At 64.7% G+C, this 20328-nt stretch carries 23 protein-coding genes; all 23 read left to right on the top strand.

Going from position 1 to position 20328, the window contains the following annotated elements; all coding sequences use genetic code 11:
- Positions 1 to 98: 98 nt before the first annotated feature.
- A complete protein-coding gene (locus tag V9K93_RS08595) occupies positions 99 to 428 on the top strand; it encodes a hypothetical protein (protein ID WP_295378109.1) in 330 nt (109 codons plus the stop codon).
- Between the two features lie 37 nt (positions 429 to 465).
- A complete protein-coding gene (locus tag V9K93_RS08590; RefSeq protein WP_337302383.1) occupies positions 466 to 1119 on the top strand; it encodes an RNA polymerase sigma factor in 654 nt (217 codons plus the stop codon).
- The gene (locus V9K93_RS08585) at positions 1116 to 1331 is read left to right on the top strand and encodes a hypothetical protein (protein WP_337302382.1); all 216 of its coding nucleotides are present in this window, start codon (positions 1116 to 1118) and stop codon (positions 1329 to 1331) included. Before V9K93_RS08590 ends, V9K93_RS08585 begins: the two co-directional genes overlap by 4 nt.
- Before the next feature lie 278 nt (positions 1332 to 1609).
- On the top strand, positions 1610 to 1921 hold the full coding sequence (locus V9K93_RS08580) for a hypothetical protein (RefSeq protein WP_253078574.1): 312 nt from the start codon (positions 1610 to 1612) through the stop codon (positions 1919 to 1921).
- 51 nt (positions 1922 to 1972) lie between these two features.
- Complete coding sequence (locus tag V9K93_RS08575; protein WP_337302381.1) at positions 1973 to 3184, top strand: hypothetical protein; 1212 nt, start codon at positions 1973 to 1975, stop codon at positions 3182 to 3184.
- Positions 3181 to 3999, top strand: coding sequence for a hypothetical protein (locus tag V9K93_RS08570; RefSeq protein WP_337302380.1), 819 nt, complete (start codon positions 3181 to 3183; stop codon positions 3997 to 3999). The genes V9K93_RS08575 and V9K93_RS08570 overlap by 4 nt, the downstream gene beginning before the upstream one ends.
- 33 nt (positions 4000 to 4032) lie before the next feature.
- Positions 4033 to 5331: an ABC transporter permease gene (locus tag V9K93_RS08565; RefSeq protein WP_337302379.1), complete on the top strand. Its 1299-nt coding sequence runs from the start codon at positions 4033 to 4035 to the stop codon at positions 5329 to 5331.
- Position 5332: 1 nt separating this feature from the next.
- Entirely contained in the window at positions 5333 to 6532 is a 1200-nt protein-coding gene (locus tag V9K93_RS08560) for an ABC transporter permease (RefSeq protein WP_046983470.1), read from the top strand.
- A gap of 128 nt (positions 6533 to 6660) precedes the next feature.
- A complete protein-coding gene (locus V9K93_RS08555) occupies positions 6661 to 8058 on the top strand; it encodes a cytochrome ubiquinol oxidase subunit I (RefSeq protein WP_136639772.1) in 1398 nt (465 codons plus the stop codon).
- A 1-nt stretch (position 8059) separates the two neighbouring features.
- Entirely contained in the window at positions 8060 to 9073 is a 1014-nt protein-coding gene (cydB, locus tag V9K93_RS08550) for a cytochrome d ubiquinol oxidase subunit II (protein WP_046983472.1), read from the top strand.
- A gap of 214 nt (positions 9074 to 9287) precedes the next feature.
- Positions 9288 to 10028, top strand: coding sequence for a beta-ketoacyl synthase chain length factor (locus V9K93_RS08545; protein WP_046983473.1), 741 nt, complete (start codon positions 9288 to 9290; stop codon positions 10026 to 10028).
- On the top strand, positions 10021 to 10818 hold the full coding sequence (locus tag V9K93_RS08540) for a lysophospholipid acyltransferase family protein (RefSeq protein ID WP_136639771.1): 798 nt from the start codon (positions 10021 to 10023) through the stop codon (positions 10816 to 10818). The genes V9K93_RS08545 and V9K93_RS08540 overlap by 8 nt, the downstream gene beginning before the upstream one ends.
- On the top strand, positions 10805 to 11062 hold the full coding sequence (locus V9K93_RS08535; RefSeq protein ID WP_046983475.1) for a phosphopantetheine-binding protein: 258 nt from the start codon (positions 10805 to 10807) through the stop codon (positions 11060 to 11062). Before V9K93_RS08540 ends, V9K93_RS08535 begins: the two co-directional genes overlap by 14 nt.
- A gap of 18 nt (positions 11063 to 11080) precedes the next feature.
- The gene (locus V9K93_RS08530) at positions 11081 to 11338 is read left to right on the top strand and encodes an acyl carrier protein (RefSeq protein ID WP_046983476.1); all 258 of its coding nucleotides are present in this window, start codon (positions 11081 to 11083) and stop codon (positions 11336 to 11338) included.
- A 22-nt stretch (positions 11339 to 11360) separates the two neighbouring features.
- The gene (locus V9K93_RS08525; RefSeq protein ID WP_136639770.1) at positions 11361 to 11912 is read left to right on the top strand and encodes a COG4648 family protein; all 552 of its coding nucleotides are present in this window, start codon (positions 11361 to 11363) and stop codon (positions 11910 to 11912) included.
- Complete coding sequence (locus V9K93_RS08520) at positions 11905 to 12795, top strand: AMP-binding protein (protein WP_337302378.1); 891 nt, start codon at positions 11905 to 11907, stop codon at positions 12793 to 12795. The genes V9K93_RS08525 and V9K93_RS08520 overlap by 8 nt, the downstream gene beginning before the upstream one ends.
- Before the next feature lie 27 nt (positions 12796 to 12822).
- Positions 12823 to 13590: an ApeI family dehydratase gene (locus V9K93_RS08515; RefSeq protein ID WP_337302377.1), complete on the top strand. Its 768-nt coding sequence runs from the start codon at positions 12823 to 12825 to the stop codon at positions 13588 to 13590.
- Complete coding sequence (locus tag V9K93_RS08510) at positions 13580 to 14350, top strand: glycosyltransferase family 2 protein (RefSeq protein ID WP_337302376.1); 771 nt, start codon at positions 13580 to 13582, stop codon at positions 14348 to 14350. The genes V9K93_RS08515 and V9K93_RS08510 overlap by 11 nt, the downstream gene beginning before the upstream one ends.
- Before the next feature lies 1 nt (position 14351).
- Positions 14352 to 15293: a lysophospholipid acyltransferase family protein gene (locus V9K93_RS08505; protein WP_046983480.1), complete on the top strand. Its 942-nt coding sequence runs from the start codon at positions 14352 to 14354 to the stop codon at positions 15291 to 15293.
- Positions 15283 to 16833 (top strand): HAL/PAL/TAL family ammonia-lyase, encoded by a 1551-nt coding sequence (locus V9K93_RS08500; protein ID WP_337302375.1) that lies wholly within the window; start codon positions 15283 to 15285, stop codon positions 16831 to 16833. The genes V9K93_RS08505 and V9K93_RS08500 overlap by 11 nt, the downstream gene beginning before the upstream one ends.
- A complete protein-coding gene (locus V9K93_RS08495) occupies positions 16820 to 17251 on the top strand; it encodes an acyl-CoA thioesterase (protein WP_136639767.1) in 432 nt (143 codons plus the stop codon). Before V9K93_RS08500 ends, V9K93_RS08495 begins: the two co-directional genes overlap by 14 nt.
- Positions 17248 to 17877 (top strand): outer membrane lipoprotein carrier protein LolA, encoded by a 630-nt coding sequence (locus V9K93_RS08490; RefSeq protein ID WP_136639766.1) that lies wholly within the window; start codon positions 17248 to 17250, stop codon positions 17875 to 17877. Before V9K93_RS08495 ends, V9K93_RS08490 begins: the two co-directional genes overlap by 4 nt.
- Positions 17870 to 20224 (top strand): MMPL family transporter, encoded by a 2355-nt coding sequence (locus V9K93_RS08485; RefSeq protein ID WP_337302374.1) that lies wholly within the window; start codon positions 17870 to 17872, stop codon positions 20222 to 20224. The genes V9K93_RS08490 and V9K93_RS08485 overlap by 8 nt, the downstream gene beginning before the upstream one ends.
- The last annotated feature ends 104 nt before the right edge of the window (positions 20225 to 20328 follow it).

The raw sequence follows: 20328 nt of genomic DNA, 5'->3' as shown, positions 1-20328 counted from the left end.
GGTCATGGCAGCGGGATTGGCAAAGTGGTGCAACCGGTTGCCAGGGTTGCGCATCCATCCTTCTGAACCCGCATCATCCACCGAACAGGAGCCCGACCATGCAGGAACTGATCCCGATCACCCTCTTCATCTGCATCGCCTATGCGATCCACGCCATTGCCGATGCCCGCGCCCGCAGCAAGCTGGTCGCTCCCCATGTGCCCGAGGAAGTGATCCGCTCGCTGGCCATGCTGGAGGAAGAGCGCCGCCGCCAGGGCGCGTTGCGCTGGGGCATCAGCCTGGTCTGCCTGGCGCTGGCCATGGCCCTGCTGGAAGTCATCGGTGCCCGTGACCTGACCTTCGGTGCCGCTGCCGCGCTGGTCGGCAGCGCCGGCCTCGGCCAGCTGCTGGCCTGGCACTTCACCCGTCCTGCCGCACGCAAGGGCTGAGCCGGCCCATGCCACGGGCACAGGGGGCGCCCCGCAGATGAGCCTGCTCGGCGAAGCATTGTCGGCACTGCGGGGCCGTCGTCGCCACGAAGCAGCGGCGATGGCGGCACCCGCCGCACCGCTGGATGCGGACCAGGCCCTGGTGCGGGCCATCATCGACGGCTCGCAGGCGGCGTTTTCGCAACTGGTCGAGACCCATCAGCGCACCTGCGCACATGTGATCGGGCGCATGGTGGGCGACCGCGATCAGGTGGCCGACCTGCTGCAGGAGACCTTCCTGGCCGTGTTCCGACAGCTGCACCGGTTTCGTTTTGAATCTTCATTGCGCACCTGGGTCTCGCGGATCGCCTACACCACCGCGTTGCAGCACCTGCGCCGGCGCCGGCTGGAGGCGCAATGGATGGTGGCAGTGGAAGTACCCGAGGAGCTGGGCATTGGCGATGAAGGGCCGGGGCCGGGTGATTTGAGCGAGGCGCTGCAGGCCGGTCGTCATCTTGGCGTGGCGCTGGAGCGGCTGAGTGCACCGCAACGATTGATTGTCGGCCTGCACTACCTGGAGGACTTCGACCTGGCCGAAATCGAGCAGGTGACCGGGCTGGCACGCGGTACCATCAAGAGCCACCTGCACCGCGCGCGCCAGGTCCTGAAGCAGGAACTGACGCGGCACGCCTCCGCCGGAGAACTGCTGTGACCCAATCGACCGACCCTCGTGACGCGGAAGAACGCGCACTGGCACAGGCGTTGCGTGAGCAGGCGCGGCAGGAAGAAACGCCGGATGTGAGCGAAGCGCTGCAGAAGCGCATTGCCGTTGAGTCGCGCGACAGTGGCGTGGGTTATGTGGTGGTGCAGGTGCTGTTGCTGGGGGCGTTGGTGGCGGCGGCTGTCTGGTATTTCTGGCATTAAGCGATTGATAGGCCGACGTCAGTCGCATACGGCGTGAATCTTCCTACGCCATTCCCGAGGTCGCTGACTCGGACAATCCCCCGCACCCGACGGATTGCGTCAGCTCCAGACGCTACGTGACGGTCCTCGCACTGAGGATAGTTGCAAAGAGATCTGCTGCTATTGATGTCGATGACCCTGCTGGAAAAATCTAAATCGTCAGCAACCGCTGACGCTGGCCAGCAGCCGCGCAAGCTCACGGCCATATCCCGCAGTATCAACTTCAAAGGAGCTGAACAATGTCGAAGATCTGCAAATCCGTGCTTCTCCCTCCGGCACTCATTGCAATGCTTGGTCTATCCGGAATCGCATCCGCTGCGCAGGAAAGTGCGACCAATGGTCTCACGCAGATCCAGAACGTCTCTGTGCTGGACATCAACTTCGTCAGCGGGACGGAGCTGCAAGAGGTAATCAGCGATAGCGAGATCGCTGGTGTGCAATGTACCAACTACTCAAGCGGTGGAACCCACTGCGGTCACTACTCATCGGGTGACGCAGAAGAGCTCCAGTTCGCGCATGTTGTTCCTGAAGCACAGAAGTTCAACGTCTAAGAACGCGGACGGCCGCCCTTGGGGCGGCCGTCCGCCACCAAGGAGAGGTTGATGAGAACTTCCATAGAGGAAATCAGGAGAGCGATTGAAGATCCGCGTAGAACGGTTGACGTTTGCTCGGTGCTTCTGGATGCATGGTTTGAAGTTACTCCGCGTCGTTTGGGTGAAGCTCTTTCGAAATTCAGAGCGGAGAAGCTCGAGAACCACGAATGTGTGGAGAAATTTGAAAGAACGTTCAAGAGCTTGGATCCCGCGGCAAGAAGAAGATTGCTTGGCTCCCCGTGGGTTTCTGGATTCATGGATGATCCAGATGGAGTTTCTCATGAAGATCCAGATGGAAGGCCCGTCTCGACCATCGAAGCACTTCATCTCGCTGCAAGGGCGGAGTGTCCAATTTCTCCAAACCATGAAGAAACGGGAGGGTTGCACCATAGGAAGGGAGTCGAAAGCCCACTAGGGGAGTGGGTAGTCAGGCAGCGTGATTTCGGATTTGAAAAGGTTGAGCGCGCAAAAGTGGGGGGCGTGATCGCTCTGGACGTGGATAGTGGACTGGCACGCCGGAACGAACCTGAGAGCGGAACGTTCTGCAATCCATTCATGAGTATTTCACCAGAAGAGCATTTGGTAATCCAGGAGAAGCTGGAAGCCGCCATGGAGCTCGTGGATAAAGCCACTCCACATCTGGGTCTGCTGATTCGAATATTCACAAGGCGTGTGTTTGTGAGGAAGTCGATCCAGCTGGGTGATCAGGTTTCACCACTCAATCTTGGATCCGAGTATCGGCCGATTCATGTTGGTTGCATCCGAATTCTCAATGTTCACAGGCCAGAAATGACCGTAGATCTTTGCGCAGAGGCAATTCTGCATGAGTCCGTCCACTCGTATCTCTCCGCCTATGAAGAGGTGCACGGGAAGTTCATGTCAGGTGCAATCAGGGTGCGCCCGGTTTCACCATGGTCAGGAAATTTCATTCCCAACCATTCGCTGGCACACGCGGTTTTTGTTTACTACGCCATCCATCAGCTTCTCGGGAGATTGGCTGGTTTCGGCGGTGAGATTGGAGAAGAAGCCGGGAGGAGAATGAAGCGACGACTGATGCACGTAGCGGGCGGATTCTTCATCGAACGGAAGATCTCGACGCTATTTGTTCTGGAGTCACCCGCCTCATTGCAGCTGATGGCGGTCGTGGATGAAATTCAGGAGGAGATCAGGGCCCAGTACACCCCAAAAGTGCCAAGGGAAATGCTGGAGAGCGTGGCATGAAGATTCCAACCATTGTCATCCACTCCGATCCGGAAGACGTTGTCGCAACCGAGCTGAGAGATGTCGAGGGTGTGAGTGTGATCCATCTGGACGAGCTGACTCAAAGCTGGTGTGTTCAGGAGGCTGAGATCATTGAACCCGTAGTGGAAACGTCGATTCCTAACATGTGGTCCGCCTACATCATCAACAGAGTCTTCGATCTCTCTTGCACCGAGATTGGCAAGCGTCTTCGCGCATTCGGATTGCATGAGAACTGGGCACACACAGCTTTGGGTTCGGTTCTATCGCGAGCGCACGCACTGGCGCACGGAATTGGTCCTCGCGGAGTGAGTAGATCGCTTCTACCCTTGAATGTGCAGTGGAAGCTTCTTTCTGAGCGTGTTCCAGGCATTAAAACGCCACGTTTTGCTTTTGGGTTCGGTCATCGAATGCCTGATATGTCGCATCTGGACAAATTCGTACAGAAGTCTGTCTGGTCCTACTTCCGGTGGGATGGTGATTCTGATGTCGCAGAAGGGGAGCAGCAGTGGCATCCATTCTTCGTCGAACAGCCGCAAGGCATCCCAATCATTTGTAGCTACCATGGAGACGTGTTTGCACTGAGTTTCCCAAGGGGGCGACCCAAGGCAGATCTTGGGACCTTTCCCGCTCTCATACACGCATGCCGGGAACTTTTCGACAGCAGGATGGGCGAGATTCTGGTGTACCAAGAGGACGAAATCCTAACCTTCTGCGCTTGCAGCCCATACATGGCTGGAATAGGTGAGCTGGGGGAAAGGGAGCAACTTCTTCTACAGGGAATTCCTTCGAGTTGAAGTTGAGGGCTCTGCAAAGGCCAAGGAGGGTACGTGCACGGTTACTACATCAAGATGTCGTTGATTCGATTCAAGCAGAGAGTCGGCACTCATCTGGCAATCGCTCTTATGTTGGGTGCAGGGGTAGGGATCACCACCGTGATGCTTTCCATTGTTCTCCAGGCATCGTCCGATCCCGCACCAGGCCGGAGCTCGGCATTGTTCCGCCCGTACCTTGACGCGCGTCCAGATGCACTGCGCAGTGGCTCTCCGGATCCTGGTCAGGCACTGACCTGGCCGGACGCGAAGGCGCTTCTGAATCAAGGCCGGACGTGGAAACAGGCAGCAATGGCAGGGGGGGCGGTGACGCTCTCCCGGCCGGGAGAGTCCAGCGCAAGACTGCGCGCCAGGTTCGCCACGTCCGAAGTCTTCAGTGTCCTTGGCATTGCCGTTGTTCAAGGGCGGGCATGGACTACCGAGGAGGGACATGCTGCGAGTCGAATGGTGGTCCTGTCGCGTGCGCTCGCCCAGCGCGAATGTGCACAGGATTGCATTGGTCATCCGTTGGAACTGGGCAGACGCACCTATACCGTTGTGGGTGTCGCAGAGGATTGGCATCCGGTGCCGATGTTTCAGGGAGATCTCACGCGCCGGCCGTTTGTGGAGCCTGACGAGATCTACCTGCCAGTTGAAACCGCAATCGCGGACAAGTTGACTGTTGTGGACGGGACGGCGATCTGGGGGGGTGACCAGGACACGGATCTTGCAGGGGGCAACGTTTCATGGCTTCAACTGTGGGCGTGGCTGCCTACCGCAGATGATGTCGCCGCCTACCGCGCGAGTCTGAACGCCTATGCGCAGGCAAAGGGCCTTCGGATCGAACCAGACACGCAGCAGGTGGCACTCTGGCCGTTGATGGATTGGCTGGACAGGCTGGGATTGGTTCCGGAGCGGGCCAGGATGCAGCTTCGGCTGTCACTGATCCTTCTCGGTGTGTGCGTCGTCAACGCGGCGGCACTGCTGAGCTTCAGTCTGGGGCGCCGTAGGCGGGAGCTTGCGATACGACGTGCGCTGGGAGCGCGACGCCGAGACGTGTTCGTCCAGCTCATGTGGGAATCCATCGCGGCGGGAGTCGCAAGCAGTGCACTCGCTGTCGTCGCCTATGCGCTGGGAATCCGGGTGGTTGCTGCGGGAGACGTTCTGCCCAGCGCGATAACAGCGATGCATGCTGGGGCAATGCTGATGGCGGCTGCCCTGGGAGTCGTCACGACGTTGCTCTGCTCATTGGTCCCATCGTTTGAAATCTGCAGGGTCAGCTCACTGTCGAGTGCCTTCGCGAAGGGGGCTGCCTGAAATGTTCGAATCAATGAGGGAGACCCGACGACATCTGGGAAGCGCCGCATTGCTTGCAGTGCAGGCTGCGCTTGCAAGCCTGGCATGTGCGTTCGCACTGCAATCGGCGCTGGACAGCTTCGCCAGATTGAACACCGGGAGCATCCAGGAGGCAGTATCGATTGGTGTGGTCAGGGTCTCGGATGTCGAAGAAGGCGCGGATGCTGCAGTGCTGCGTGCAGACCTGTCCGCGATCCGGCTGCCCGGTGTTCAGGACACGGTTGTGAGCGACTCCGTTCCGTTCGGGGGAAGAGCCCATCGATACGGCGTGTGCACCAGCGAGTCGGCCATGGCGTACTCGATGAACGCGGGTACGACAGACGTTGCTGGATGTGATCGCATTCCCGTGGCAACTGCCAGCTCTGGCTTGCTGGCGATGCTGGGAGCGGGAATCGTCCTGGGACGGGATGCCACAGAGGACGACATGGCTGAAGGTGCTCCGGTAGTGCTGATCAGTGAAGCGCTGGCTGCCCGTCTGTTCGGAACGGAGAGTGCTGTTGGTCGCCACCTGTATTTCGGCCCCGGCAGCAGCCGGGTCATCGTGGGCGTATTTGCGTCTGTTGCAGGACCGGCACCAGGAGGCAATGAGCGGGACTCGCAGTGGGCGCTGCTTCCGGGCCTTCCCATGGGCGCCAGTCGCTATTATCTGGCGAAGTGGAAGTCGGAGGTTGATCGTTCATCGCTTGATCGCAGTGTCGATGCGCTGCAGCGGCCTTATCGGATCGTGAATCCGACCGGTGTCGAGACGCTGGCGGGATATCGCGACGCCTACGTCAAAGCTGATCGCTTCGCTACGACCGTGCTCGCGGTCATGACGGCCGTTGTTCTCGGTGTGCTGATGGCCGGAGTTTCCGGTGTCGTAGGCGCCTGGCTTGATCGGCGCCGGCACTCCATTGGGGTTCGACGGACACTGGGTGCTCGCGGCTCCGTGATCTTTGCCGAAATCATGTTCGAAGTTTCACTGTTCACCACACTGGGCGCCCTGCTCGGCGCGTCGTCGTTGCAGTGGATAGGGCCGCCACAGGATGGCATCACAGGTTCACTGTGGTTCTCGATATCGATCGCTGTCGTGCTGGTGATGGCGGCCTGCTTGACTGCACTGGTACCCCGTGCCCTGCGAATCGCCAAGGAGCCGCCCTTGACCTTGCTCAAGCCCCTGTAGCCCATTCATCCTGTCATCCAGCTTCCCTGCGACAAAGTGAAGCAGCGCGTCACCCGGTCGCATCCCGTTTTAACAATATCCACCTAAAGTGGTGCGGTATCCCACCGGCAGCTGGCAGGAGGCGTCCCTTGGACGCGTTGTTGTTGTCCCGGATCCAGTTCGGATTCGTCATCAGTTTCCACGTGCTGTTCCCCGCCTTCACCATCGGTACGGCCAGCTGGCTGGCCTTCATCGAATGGCGCTGGCTGCGCACGAAGCTGCCGGTCTGGCGCGAACTGTATTTCTTCTGGCAGAAGATCTTCGCGGTGTCGTTCGGCATGGGCGTGGTCAGCGGCATCGTCATGGCCTTCCAGTTCGGCACCAACTGGCCGAGGCTGAGCGAGGTCGCCGGCACGGTCATCGGCCCGCTGCTGACCTATGAAGTGCTGACCGCCTTCTTCCTGGAAGCCAGCTTCCTCGGCGTGATGATGTTCGGCTGGGGCCGGGTCTCGCCGCGCCTGCATTTCCTGTCCACCTGCATGGTGGCGCTGGGCACGCTGTTCTCTACCTTCTGGATCCTCTCGTCCAACAGCTGGCTGCATACGCCAGCCGGTTACGAGATGGTCAACGGCATCGTGCATCCCGTCGATTGGTGGCAGGTGGTGTTCAATCCGTCCTTCCCGTACCGGCTGGCGCACATGGCGCTGGGTTCGTTCATCACCACCTGTTTCGTGATCGGTGGTGTGGGCGCGTGGTACCTGCGCAAGGGCACGCACGTGGAAGCGGGTCGGCGCATGCTGATCGCGGCGGTGGCGTTCGCGGCGCTGACCGTACCGGTGCAGATTTTCGTCGGCGACATGCATGGCCTGAACACGCTCAAGCATCAGCCGATGAAGATCGCGGCGATGGAGGCGCACTGGCATGAAACCAAGGAAGGCGAGGGCGTGCCGCTGGTGGTGTTCGCGCTGCCGAACGAGAAGGAAGAGCGCAACGACTTCGAAGTGGCCATTCCGAAGCTGGGCAGCGTGATCCTCACCCACAGCCTGGACGGCACCTTCGATCCGCTCACCTCGGTGCCGGCCAGCGAGCGCCCGCCGGTGACGCCGGTGTTCTTCGCCTTCCGCATCATGGTCGGGATGGGTACGTTGATGCTGTTGCTGGCCTGGGTCTCGGCCTTCCAGCTCTGGCGGAAGAAGCTGCTGGACTCGCCGTGGCTGCTGCGCGGCTGGAACTGGATGCTGCCGAGCGGCTTCATCGCGCTGCTGTCGGGCTGGTTCGTCACCGAAATGGGGCGCCAGCCGTGGGTGGTCTATGGCGTTCTGCGCACCGCTGATGCGGTCGGCCCACAGAGCGCGTGGATGACCGCGCTGTCGCTGGGTGTCTACGTGGTCGGCTACGCATTCGTATTTGGCTGGGGCATCTGGTACCTGGTGAAGATCCTGCGCCATGGGCCGCAGCCGTATGCCGAGGGGCCGTCGCTGGACCATGGCAGCCATACCCCGGCACGTCCGTTGTCGGCCGCCGACGAACCGTTGGAGGAGCACTGACATGGACCTGATGACCTGGCTGCCGGTGGCATGGTTCGCGGTGATCGGCTTCGGCGTGCTGATGTACGTGGTGCTGGACGGCTTCGTGCTCGGCATCGGCATCCTCGCCCCGTTCGCCGAGGACGAGGAACAGCTGGACCTGATGATGAACACTGCCGCGCCGATCTGGGACGGCAACGAGACCTGGCTGGTGCTGGGCGGTGCCGGCCTGCTGGCGGCCTTCCCCAAGGCGTATGCGGTGCTGCTGTCGGCGCTGTACCTGCCGGTGCTGCTGCTGGTGGTGGCGCTGGTGTTCCGCGGCGTGGCGTTCGAATTCCGTTTCAAGGCGCATCGTTCGCGCCGACTGTGGAGTGTGGCGTTCGGCCTCGGTTCGCTGCTGGCGACCTTCGCCCAAGGCGTGATCCTGGGCACCCTGGTGCAGGGCATTCCGCTGGTGGATGGTGTCTACCAGGGCGGCGCGTTTGCCTGGTTCAGCCCCTTCGCGATGCTGACCGGTGCTGCACTGGTGGCTGGTTACGCGCTGCTCGGCAGCACGTGGCTGATCCTGAAGACCGAAGGGCGCGTGCAGGCGCTGGCGCGGCAGATGACCCGGCCACTGGTGGTGGCGGTGATCGCGGCGATGGGCCTGGTCAGCAGCTGGTTGCCGTTCCTCGATTCGCGCCTGATGGAACGCTGGTTCAGCGATGGCAACTTCTGGTGGCTGTCGCCGGTGCCGCTGCTGACCCTGGCGGTGGCTGCCGCGCTGTGGCGCAGTGCCACTCACCCGCGCCGCGACCTGCCGCCGTTCCTGCTCAGCCTGGCCCTGTTCGTGCTCGGCTTCCTTGGCCTGGTGCTGGGCATGTGGCCGTACCTGCTGCCGCCGTCGATGACGCTGTGGCAGGCCGCCGCGCCGGCGTCTTCGCTGGGCTTCACGCTGGTTGGGCTGGTCATATTGCTGCCAGTCATCCTCGGCTATACAGCGTGGTCCTACCGGGTATTCCGCGGCAAAGTGCACGCTGACGCGGGCTACCACTGAGAATCCTGCGCGGGAACTGCGGCTGGCAGTTCCCGCGTTGTTGTTTGTGAAGACTGCATTCCCTGCGTTGGACGTGATAGCGTGCGCTCCTTTCCGGCAGCCAAGGGGGTAGCCGGCAACGTCCTGGACGGACGCACGGCTGCAGGAAGGGGGAGCCGCGCGTCGCCTTGAGTGGCCCGTGCCTATCGTTCCCCCAGTGAAACACCACCGCTAGATGATTGAATTCTCCGTCGTCGACTGGGCCGCCTGGGCGCCTGGCCTGACCGAGCGCAGCCAATGGCTGCGCTGGGCCGATGTGCCGTTCCTGCCCGTGGGCGAGGGCGCGCCAGCGCTCACCGAAGTCCCGGCGATGCAGCGTCGGCGTATCGAACGGCTGGGCCGGATGGCGATCCAGGCCGCATGCTGGTGCGAGGACGCGCAGGGTGCCGACAGCCAGGTGCCGCTGGTTTTCGCCAGCCGCCATGGCGACGTGGCGCGCTCGATGGATCTGCTGGCATCGCTGGCAAGCGGAGAACCCATGTCGCCCACGACCTTCGGGCTGTCTGTGCACAACGCCATTGCAGCGCTGTACTCGATTGCCCGCGGTCACCGAGGCAACTACCTGGCGTTGGCCGCGGGCCAGGCCACGGCAGAAGCCGCCTGCCTGGAAGCGGTCGGGCTGCTGGCCGACGGCGCCCGTGAGGTGCGTGTGGTGGTGTACGAATCGCCCCTGCCGGGCATATACGCGCCGTTCGCCGACGAACCCGACGTGTTCTTCGCATGGTGCTGGCGTCTCACCCAGCCTCGCGAAGGCTGCCCGACCCTGTCATTGCGCTGGGAGCCGGCGAGTGCCGCCGAGGGCGTGCCGGGCCATCTGCCGCACGCACTGGACCTGCACCGCTTCCTGTTGTCGGGAATGCCGGCGCTTGAGCATGTAACGCAGGGACAACGCTGGTCCTGGGGCCGCCGTGGCTGAGAGGCTGCGCCGCCTCGATCATGCGTGGCGTGTGTTCGGCACGGCGCTGTGCTTTCTTGCTTTTGGCCTGGGCGGGCTGGTGCTGGGAACGGTGGTAATGCCGCTGCTGCTGTTGATGCGCGACCCACTCGCGCGCCGCCGCCGTGCCCGCCGTCTGGTCCAGCTCGCCTTTGCCGGCCAGCTGCGGCTGATGCGCAGCCTGGGTGTGATGACCTGCGAGATCGAAGGGCGCGAACGCCTGCAGCGCGACGGTCTGTTGGTGCTGGCCAACCATCCAACGCTCATCGATGTGGTCTGCCTTGTGTCACTGATGCCCAACGCGGAGTGCGTGGTCAAGCGCGCGGTGGCCAGCAACCCGTTCATGCGCGGTGCGGTGCGGGCCGCCGGCTACATTGCCAACGACGATGGGCCCGGCCTGGTCGATGACTGCGTGAAGGCGGTCCGTGCGGGTGGCAGCCTGGTCATCTTTCCGGAGGGCACCCGCAGCGTGCCCGGGCAGCCACTGCGGCTGCAGCGCGGCGCCGCCAACATCGCCGTCCGCGGCCGTCTGGACATCACGCCGGTGCGGATCACCTGTACGCCGCCAGCCCTGGCCAAAGGGCAGAAGTGGTATCGTATCCCCTCACGTTGCTTTCACGTTCGGCTGCAGATCGGCGAAGATATCCCGATCTCGCCATTTCTGGTCGAAGACGACTCGCCAGGAGGGAATGCCCTGGCGGCACGTCGCGTCACCGAGCACCTTTCCCGTTACTTCGACCTGTCTGGAGACCCCACCCGTGCAAGCACTTGAGCACGAGATCAAGGTATTGATCATTTCCTCGCTTTCATTGGAGGACATCACGCCGGAGGATATCGATCCGGTTGCGCCGCTGTTCGTCGAGGGCCTTGGCCTGGATTCGATCGATGCGCTGGAACTGGGCCTGGCGCTGCAGAAGAAGTACGGTGTGAGCCTGTCATCCGACTCGGAAGAGACCCGCCGCCATTTTTCCAGCGTGCGCGCGCTTGGCGAGTTCGTCGCCGCCCATCGGTCGTAACCGGTGCCAGGAACTGCCATGACCAAGAATGAACTGTTCGATCGCATCGTTTCCATCCTCACCGACAGCTTCGAGATCGAACCGGCCCGGGTCACGCCCCAGGCCCGCCTGTACGACGATCTGGACATCGACAGCATCGATGCGGTCGATCTGATCGTCCAGCTCAAGCCGCTGCTGGGTCGCAACCTGCAGCCGGAAGCATTCAAGGCCGTGCGTACGGTGCAGGACATCGTCGATGTGACGCATGGCCTGCTGCCGGACCAGGCGGCCGCCTGACCGCAGCGCGGGCGTCGTTCCCATGGCACGCGCACGCACGGTGGCGGTGGCTGCGATCTCGTTGGCCTATCCGCTGCTGGTCTATCTGGCGATGGGCCGTTTCGAGCCGCGCTGGTCGTCGCTGCTGCTGTTCGCACTGGCCCTGCTGCGGGCACTCGGCACGCGCCAACCGGTGTGGTGGGGCGCGGCAGCGGGTGCCGGCCTGCTCGCGGTGCTGGCGACGGTACTCAATCAGGCGCTGCCATTGAAGCTGTACCCGGCGCTGGTCAATGCCGTAATGCTGGTCGTGTTTGCCGGCAGCCTTCGATTCGGTCCTCCCGTGGTCGAGCGCCTGGCCCGGTTGCAGGAGCCGGACCTGCCGGCGTCGGCGGTGCCCTATACCCGTCGCGTCACCCAGGTGTGGTGCGGCTTCTTCGTCTTCAACGGCAGCCTGGCCCTGCTTACCGCGCTGTGTGCGTCGGACCGGGTCTGGATGCTCTACAACGGATTGCTGGCGTACGTGTTGATGGGAATCCTGTTTGCGGGTGAGTGGCTGGTGCGGCAACGGGTCAGGGCGGTGCACACGCATGGCTGAGTGGATTGCCCTGGACCGGCTGCTGCTGGATGCGCGGCCGCAACGCCCGGTCGGCGTCTGCGACGGTGTGCTGCTCGATCACGCCGGGTTCCGCCGGCGCGTGTTGGCGTGGCGCTCGGCCTTTGCCGCTGCCGAGGGGCGCGACTGGGCCCTCTACTTCGACGATGCCGTGGCCTTCGCCGCAGCGCTGTACGGTGCCTGGCATGCCGGCAAGCGGGTGTTCCTGGCTGCCGACAACCTGCCGGCCACGCTGCAGGCCCTGCAGTCACAGGTGAGTGGTTTTGCCGGCGATGTCTCCGCCGACTGCCGCCCGCTGGCGGCGGTGGATGCAGCTGCGGACGGCGCGTTGCGGATGCTGGACGAGCGCGCCTGCGAACTGTGCGTGTTCACCTCCGGCAGCACCGGCCAACCCAGCGCGATCAGCAAGCGCCTGGACCAGCTGGCGCGCGAAGTCGACGCGCTGCAGGCTGCCTTCGGCGCGCAGCTGGAGGGGGTGGAGGTGCATGGTACGGTTTCGCACCAGCACATCTACGGCCTGCTGTTCCGCGTGCTGTGGCCGCTGGCGGCCGGTCGCCTGATCCATCCACGCCGGTTCTTCCATGAAGATCTGGTGGCGGCGCTGTCCGGTACCGATACGGTGCTGGTGGCGACTCCGGCCCACCTCAAACGCCTGCCCGAACAGTTGGATTGGGCCAGCCTGCGCGGCCGCCTGCGTGCGGTGTTCTCCTCTGGCGGGCCGTTGCCGGAAGAGGCGGCCCGGCAGGTACGGCAGTGGCTGGGTGTGGCCCCGACCGAGGTCTATGGCAGCAGCGAGACCGGCGGCATTGCCTGGCGGCGCTGGGATACCGATCTGCCGCCGTGGCAACCGCTGCCGGGCGTGTAGTGGCGGATCGAGGACGATTGCCTGGCCGTGGCATCGCCGCATCTGGAAAACGCCGATTGGTGGCGCACCCAGGACCGCGTCGAAGCGCTGGCCGACGGACGCTTCCGCCTGCTGGGCCGAACCGATCGCATCGTCAAGATCGAAGAGCGGCGCGTCTCGCTGGATGCGCTGGAACGTGCGCTGCGCGAAGACACCGAAGTGGAGGATGCACGCGTGCTGGTGCTGCCGGGCCAACGCGAACAGCTTGCAGCGGTGGTGGTGCCGGCAGATCCCGCGCTGCTGGACGGCGGTGATGCGGCGCGTCGTGCTTTCGGTCAGCGCCTGGGCGCGCGGCTGGCCAACGGCCACGACGCAGTGAGCCGTCCACGTCGCTGGCGACTGGTCCCGTCGCTGCCGTTCAATGCGCAGGGCAAGGTCACCCAGGCAGCGCTGGCGGCACTGTTCCAGCCGCTGATGCCGGTACCGCAGTGGGATCACCGCGATACATCCAGCGCGACATTGCGCATGACCCTCGACCCGGCGCTGCGGCCGTTCCAGGGCCACTTCCCGCAGGCAGCTATCCTGCCTGGTGTGGCCCAGTTGGACTGGGCGGTGCGTTTCGGCCGCCAGGCGTTCGCGATGCCGGCGGGTTTCCTGCGCATGGACGCGGTGAAGTTCCAGCACGTGGCCCGCCCGGGTGACGTGCTGACCCTGCAGCTGGACTGGGATGCCGCGCGCAGTGTGCTGGCCTTCCGCTATACCTCCAGCCACGGGATGCACTCGAGCGGAAAAGTGGTGTTTGCCGATGCGGATTGATCCCTCCATTGCCAAAGCCGCGTTCGCGCCATTGGTGGTTATTCCTGTCTACGACCACGAACATGCGATCGCGGCGGTGGTCGACGGCGTGCTGGCATCCGGCCTTCCGTGCCTGCTGGTGGACGACGGCTCACATGACGCATGTGCGGCAGTGCTGCGCTCGCTGGCGCAGCGTCAGGGGGTCGACCTGCTGCGCCTGGACATCAACCAGGGCAAGGGCGGGGCGATGCTGGCCGGTTTCGCCGAGGCCCACGCGCGTGGCTACAGCCACGTGCTGCAGATCGATGCCGATGGCCAGCACGACACCGGAGACATGCCGCGCTTCATCGAGGCGGCGCGTGCGCATCCGGATGCGGTGATCTGCGGTATCCCGGCCTACGACGCCAGCGTGCCGAAGGCGCGCCTGTACGGCCGCTACGCCACCCACATCTGGGTCTGGATCAATACGCTGTCGCTGCACCTGCGCGACACCATGTGCGGCTTCCGCGTGTACCCGTTGCCACCGGTTCTGCGCCTGATCGGCGAAGAGACCATCGGCCGGCGCATGGATTTCGATACCGAGGTGATCGTTCGCCTGTACTGGCGGCAGGTGCCGGTCGAGCACCTGGCCACGCGCGTGACCTATCCTTCCGATGGCGTGTCGCACTTTGACATGTGGCGCGACAACGTGCGCATCACCCGCATGCACACCCGCCTTTTCTTCGGCATGCTCTGGCGCGCACCGCGCCTGCTGCGCCGCCGCCTGCGAGGGCAGCGCTGAAATGGCGACCCCGCAGGGTGCCCCGCACTGGGCCGATATCGGTGAATCCACCTCGGTGGCCGGCGTGCTGGTCCTGTACTGGGTGCACCGCTGGTTCGGGCGCTGGCCGTTCCGCATGTGCGTGTGGCCGGTGGTGGCCTGCCACTGGCTGGGCAACCGCGTTGGCCGCGAGGCTTCGATGCAGTATCTGCAGCGGCTGCAGGCCTACAGCGGCGTGCTGGGACGGGTGCCGACCCGGCGCGACAGCCTGCGCCACTTCTTTGCGTTTGCCGACACGATGCTGGACAAGATCCTCGGCATCGGCGGGCGCTATCCGCCCGAACGCATCCACCTGCATCGCACCCCGGTGCTGGAAAGGATCGCGCAGCGCGAAGGCGGGCTGATCCTCACCGCGCACATCGGCTGCCTGGAACTGTGCCAGGTGCTGGCCGAGCGGGTTCCCGGCCTGCGCATCACCGTGCTGGTGCACACCGCGCATGCGCAGCGCTTCAACCGCCTGCTGCGCCGGCTGGATCCGCTGGCAGCGGTGGAGCTTGTGCAGGTCACCGAAATGGGGCCTGCCACGGCAATGATGCTGGCCGACAAGGTCGCCGCCGGCGGTTTCGTGGCCATTGTCGGCGACCGCACGCCGGTCGGCGGCGGGCGCAGCATCAGCGTCGATTTCCTCGGGCAGCGTGCGCCGTTCCCGATTGGTGGTTATGTGCTGGCCGCTGCACTGGGCTGCCCGGTCTACACCATGGCCTGCCTGCATGAGGGCGAAGGTTACCGGGTCGTGTTCGAGCCGTTCGCCGATCGCATCGTGCTGCCACGCGGGTCGCGTGATGCCGCGCTGTCCGGGCAGGTGCAGCGCTACGCGGGTTGGCTCGAACGCCAGGTCATCCAGTCGCCGCTGGACTGGTTCAATTTCTTTCCCTTCTGGGATCAGGCTCCGCATGACGACTGACGCCGTACCCGTGTGCCGCTTTGGCGATGCACCCTTGACCATCGAAGACGTGGTTGCCCTGGCTCAGCGCCGTTGCGAAGCCGCACTGAGCGAGGCGCCGGCGTTCCGCGCGCACATCCAGCGCGGTGCCGACTTCCTCGATCGCCTGCTGCGCGATGACGGCGTGATCTACGGCGTGACCACCGGCTACGGCGACTCGTGCACGGTCAACATCCCGCCGGCGCTGGTAGCCGAGCTGCCGCACCATCTGTACACCTACCATGGCTGCGGCCTGGGCCGTTACCTGGACCCGGCCGAGACCCGCGCGGCGCTGGCCGCGCGCCTGGCGTCGCTGGTGCGTGGCATGTCCGGTGTCAGCGTACCGCTGCTGGAAGGGCTGGCTACGCTGCTGCAGCACGATGTACTGCCGCTGATTCCGGCCGAAGGTTCGGTCGGCGCCAGCGGTGACCTGACCCCACTGTCCTACGTGGCGGCGGTGCTGTGTGGCGAGCGCGAGGTGCTGCACGACGGCCGCGTGCAGCCGGCGGCCGACGTGCTGGCGAAGATCGGCATGGCGCCACTGAAGCTGCGGCCGAAGGAAGGCCTGGCGATCATGAACGGCACCGCGGTGATGACCGGCCTGGCCTGCCTGGCCTGGCAGCGCGCCGACTATCTGGCACGCATGGCCACGCGCCTGACCGCCTTCAATGTGCTGGCCAGCGACGGCAACGCGCACCACTTCGACGAAGACCTGTTCGCAGCCAAACCACACCCGGGCCAGATGCGCATTGCTGCGCGCCTGCGCAGCGACCTGCACAGCGAGTGCCCGCCGCGCAATGAACAGCGCCTGCAGGACCGTTATTCGCTGCGCTGCGCGCCGCATGTGATCGGCGTGCTGGAAGACAGCCTGCCGTTCCTGCGCCAGCTGATCGAAACCGAACTGAACAGCGCCAACGACAATCCGCTGATCGATGCCGACGGCGAACGCATCCTGCACGGTGGCCACTTCTACGGAGGCCACATCGCGCTGGCGATGGATACCCTGAAGAACACGGTAGCCAACGTTGCCGACCTGCTCGACCGCCAGCTGGCGCTGGTGGTCGATGCGCGCTACAGCCATGGACTGCCGGCCAACCTGTCGGCCGCCACCGGCCCGCGTGCGGCCATCAACCATGGCCTGAAGGCACTGCAGATCAGCGTTTCGGCGTGGACTGCCGAAGCACTGAAGCAGACAATGCCGGCCAGCGTGTTCTCCCGTTCCACCGAATGCCACAACCAGGACAAGGTCAGCATGGGCACGATCGCTGCGCGCGACTGCCTGCGGGTGATCGAGCTGACCGAACAGGTGGTGGCGGCCATGCTGATCGCCGCCCGTCAGGGCCTGGCGCTGCGCGCACGGGTTGGCATGAACGCGCAGCTGCATGGCAGTCTGGCCAACATGTACGCCGACCTGGGGCAGCGCATCGCCCTGGTCGAAGAAGACCGCGCGCTGGATCGCGAACTGCGGGACCTGCTGGTGGAGATCCGCGCGCAACGTTGGGAGCTGTATGCCGGTGAATGAAGCAATCGAACGGATGGCCGAAGTAGCGTTGGCCCCGCCCTTCCATGACTGCGACCCGATGAACGTGGTCTGGCATGGCCATTACTTCAAGTACTTCGAGATCGCGCGTTGTGCACTGCTGGGTCGTTACAACTACGACTACCCGCAGATGCTCGAATCGGGTTACCTCTGGCCGGTGGTCGACGCACGGGTGAAGTATGTGCGCCCGCTGCTGTTCAACCAGCCCCTGCGCGTGGTCGCACGCCTCGTGGAATGGGAGAACCGGCTGAAGATCGACTATGAAATCCTCGATGCGCAGAGCGGCCAGGTGCTGACCCGCGCAATGACCATCCAGGTGGCGGTGGACGCGGCCAGCAGGGAAATGCTGTACCAGTGCCCGCCTGTACTGTGGGAGCGCCTGGGAGTGCCTGCGCCATGAACCGAGCCAACCGTTTTGCGCGTGCGCTGCTGGGCGCGGTGTTGCTGCTGGCCGCACCGCTGGTGCAGGCCGCCGATCCGGCCATCGACGCGATCACCCAGGCGGTGGCGCGGCCGGACGTACTGCGTGGCCAGTTCACGCAGGAAAAGCAGGTCAGCGGCTTCAAGAATCCGTTGCGCTCGCAGGGCCGGTTCGTGGTCGCGCGCCAGCATGGCGTGATCTGGACCACGCTGAAGCCGTTTCCCTCCGAGGTGGTGGTTACTGCCGACCGCATCCTGAGCCGCCAGCGTGACGGCAGCACCCGCGTCGAGCTCGATGCGCGGCAGCAGCCGGCGATGCGCTCGGTGAACGCGATCATGTTCGCGCTGATGAGTGGCGACGTGCAGGCACTGTCCGGCCCGTTCAACGTGACAGTCAGCCGCGAAGGGCAGGGCTGGCGGCTGCAGCTGAGGCCGAAGTCAGCGATGCTGGCCAAGGCGTTCCAGTCGCTGACCCTGCAGGGCGACCGTTACGTGCGCCAGGTCGAGATCGTCGAGGCCAGCAAAGACCGCACGCTGATCCATTTCGACGCGCTCAGCGAGGCTCCGGCCGCGCTCAGCGCAGACGAGGCGCGCCGCTTTGAGTGAGGACGTTGCGTTGAATGCACCGGACCGGTTGCGGCGCTGGTGGCATTGGCTGGGCATCGCCTGGCTGGTGCTGCTGCTGGCGCTGGGCGTGCAGCAGTGGCACCTGTGGAGCCAGCAATCGCGGATCGACACCGACATCCTCGCACTGTTGCCGCAGGACGCGCACGACCGTCTGTTGAGCGACGTCACCCGGCGCATCGCCGATGGCAGTTCGCGGCAGGTGGTGGTGCTGCTGGGCAGCAAGGACGGCGCTGCCGCCAAGCGTGCGCAGGCCGCGTTTGCCGCGGCCATGGCCAAGGACGCCGATCACGCGTTGCTGGTGCCCAGCGGCTCGATCGAAGGCTGGTTCGATGAGGCGCGCGCGTTCTACGCGCCGTACCGCGACCGCCTGCTGACCCCGGCCCAGCGCAAGCAGCTGCAGGGCGGCGAGCCGGGCGCGCTGGCCGAGCAGGCGCTGGCTGCGCTGTATGGCCCGATGGGGGCCCCACGCCTGACCGAGTGGCGACAGGACCCGTTGTCGCTGTGGCCGCAGTGGTGGCAGCAGCAGGCGCAGGGCTCGGGCCTGCGGCTGGGCGATGATGGCCTGCTCGACGCCGAAGGCAGGCACTGGGCTGCACTGCAGTTCGATACGCCGGGTTCGGCGTTCAAGCTCGATGGCGAGCGCCATCTGGATGGATTGCTGGAACGTGCCGGGCAGGCGGCGAAGGCGGCCGCTCCGGATCTGGAGATCCTGCATGCGGGCGTGCCGCTGCATGCCGAAGCTGCGGCGGTGCAGGCCAACCGGGAGATCAATACCATCGGCTGGGGTTCGCTGGCGGCTGTGCTGCTGCTGGTGTGGCTCGCGTTCCGATCGCTGCGGCCGATCCTGCTGGTGGCCGCCTCGCTGCTGATCGGCTGTGGCGTGGCGCTGGCGGTGACCGTGCTGGTGTTCGGCAACGTGCACGTGTTGACCCTGGTGTTCGGTGCATCGCTGGTGGGCGTGGCCGAGGACTATGGCATCCACTGGTTTGCGTCGCGGCAGGCCGAACCGGCTGATCGCCGCTGGAAGCTGCTGCGGCACCTGCTGCCTGGCCTGTGGCTGGCGCTGCTGACCAGTGCGCTGGCCTATCTGGCACTGGGCCTGGCTCCGTTCCCCGGGCTGCGCCAGATGGCGCTGTTCTCGGTGGTCGGCCTGGCGGCCGCGTTCCTGACGGTGATCTTCTGGTTCCCGTGGCTGGATGGTGGTGAGATCCGCCAGACCCGTTTCTCGCAGTGGCTGGGCAGCACGCTGGAGCGCTTCCCGCGTCTGCATGGCCGCCGTCCGGTGACGATGTTCGTGGTGATCACGCTGGCGCTGTCTGCGATCGGCATCGCCCGCCTGCAGAGCAACGATGACCTGCGCAGCCTGCAGTCCTCGCCGCCGGCATTGATGGCACAGCAGATCCGCCTCAGCCAGTTGCTGGGCATGCCCAGCCCGGCGCAGTTCTACCTGGTGCAGGGTGCGGATGCCGCGCAGCTGTTGCAGCGTGAGGAAGCACTGACCGAGCGCCTGCGTGTATTGGCCAACGACAAGCGCATTGGTGGCTACCGCGCGATCAGCGATTGGCTGCCGTCGCCATCGCGCCAGCAGGCCGATGCCGGGCTGACCGCGAAGGTGGAACCGGGTGTGCTGTCGGCCGTGTCCGAGGCCGTGGGCGAGCGGCTGCAGCGACCGCAGTTCGCGAGCGCGCCGCTCACCGCCGAAGCCTTCCTGGCCTCGCCGGCCTCGCAGCCGTTCCGCCACCTGTGGGTGGGCGACGTGGGCGGGCAGATGATCAGCGTGGTGATGGTCGATGACCTGTCGCGTGCCGATGCGCTGGCCACCCTGCAGGGCGCGGCCGAAGGCCTGCCGGGCGTGCGCTGGGTGGACCGCACCGCCGATTTCTCGCAGCTGCTGGGTCACTACCGCAAGCTGATGGGTGGGCTGCTGCTGGTCGGTATCGTGCTGGTGTTCGGCGCGCTGTGGCTGCGCTACCGCCGCCAGGCCTGGCGAGTATTCGCGCCGACGCTCATTGCCGGTGCGCTGACCCTGGGTTTGCTGGGCCTGTTCGGCCAGCCGCTGCAGCTGTTCAACGTACTGGCGCTGATGCTGCTGCTCGGCATGGGCATCGACTACGGCATCTTCCTGATCGAGCACCGTGGCGATGCCAGCGCATGGCTGGCGGTGTGCGTGGGCGCGGCCAGCACCTGGCTGTCGTTCGGCCTGCTGGGGCTGTCGCAGACCCCGGCGCTGCGCGCCTTCGGCCTCACGCTGTTGTTCGGCATCGGCCTGGTCTGGCTGATCTCGCCATTGTTCCGACCGTCACCCCATGCATTGCCGCCGTCCTGAATCGGAGTGCGTACGCCACAGCCCGACGCTGGCGTGGCGACCACTTCGGGAACATCATCTACCCCCCTCGACCCGTATCCGGAAGGGCGTTACATGAACAATTC

Origin of the sequence: Stenotrophomonas sp. CCNWLW162 (assembly GCF_037203745.1) — a bacterium.
Lineage (GTDB): Bacteria > Pseudomonadota > Gammaproteobacteria > Xanthomonadales > Xanthomonadaceae > Stenotrophomonas > Stenotrophomonas maltophilia_AQ.
This window is presented reverse-complemented; position numbering and strand designations above follow the sequence as displayed.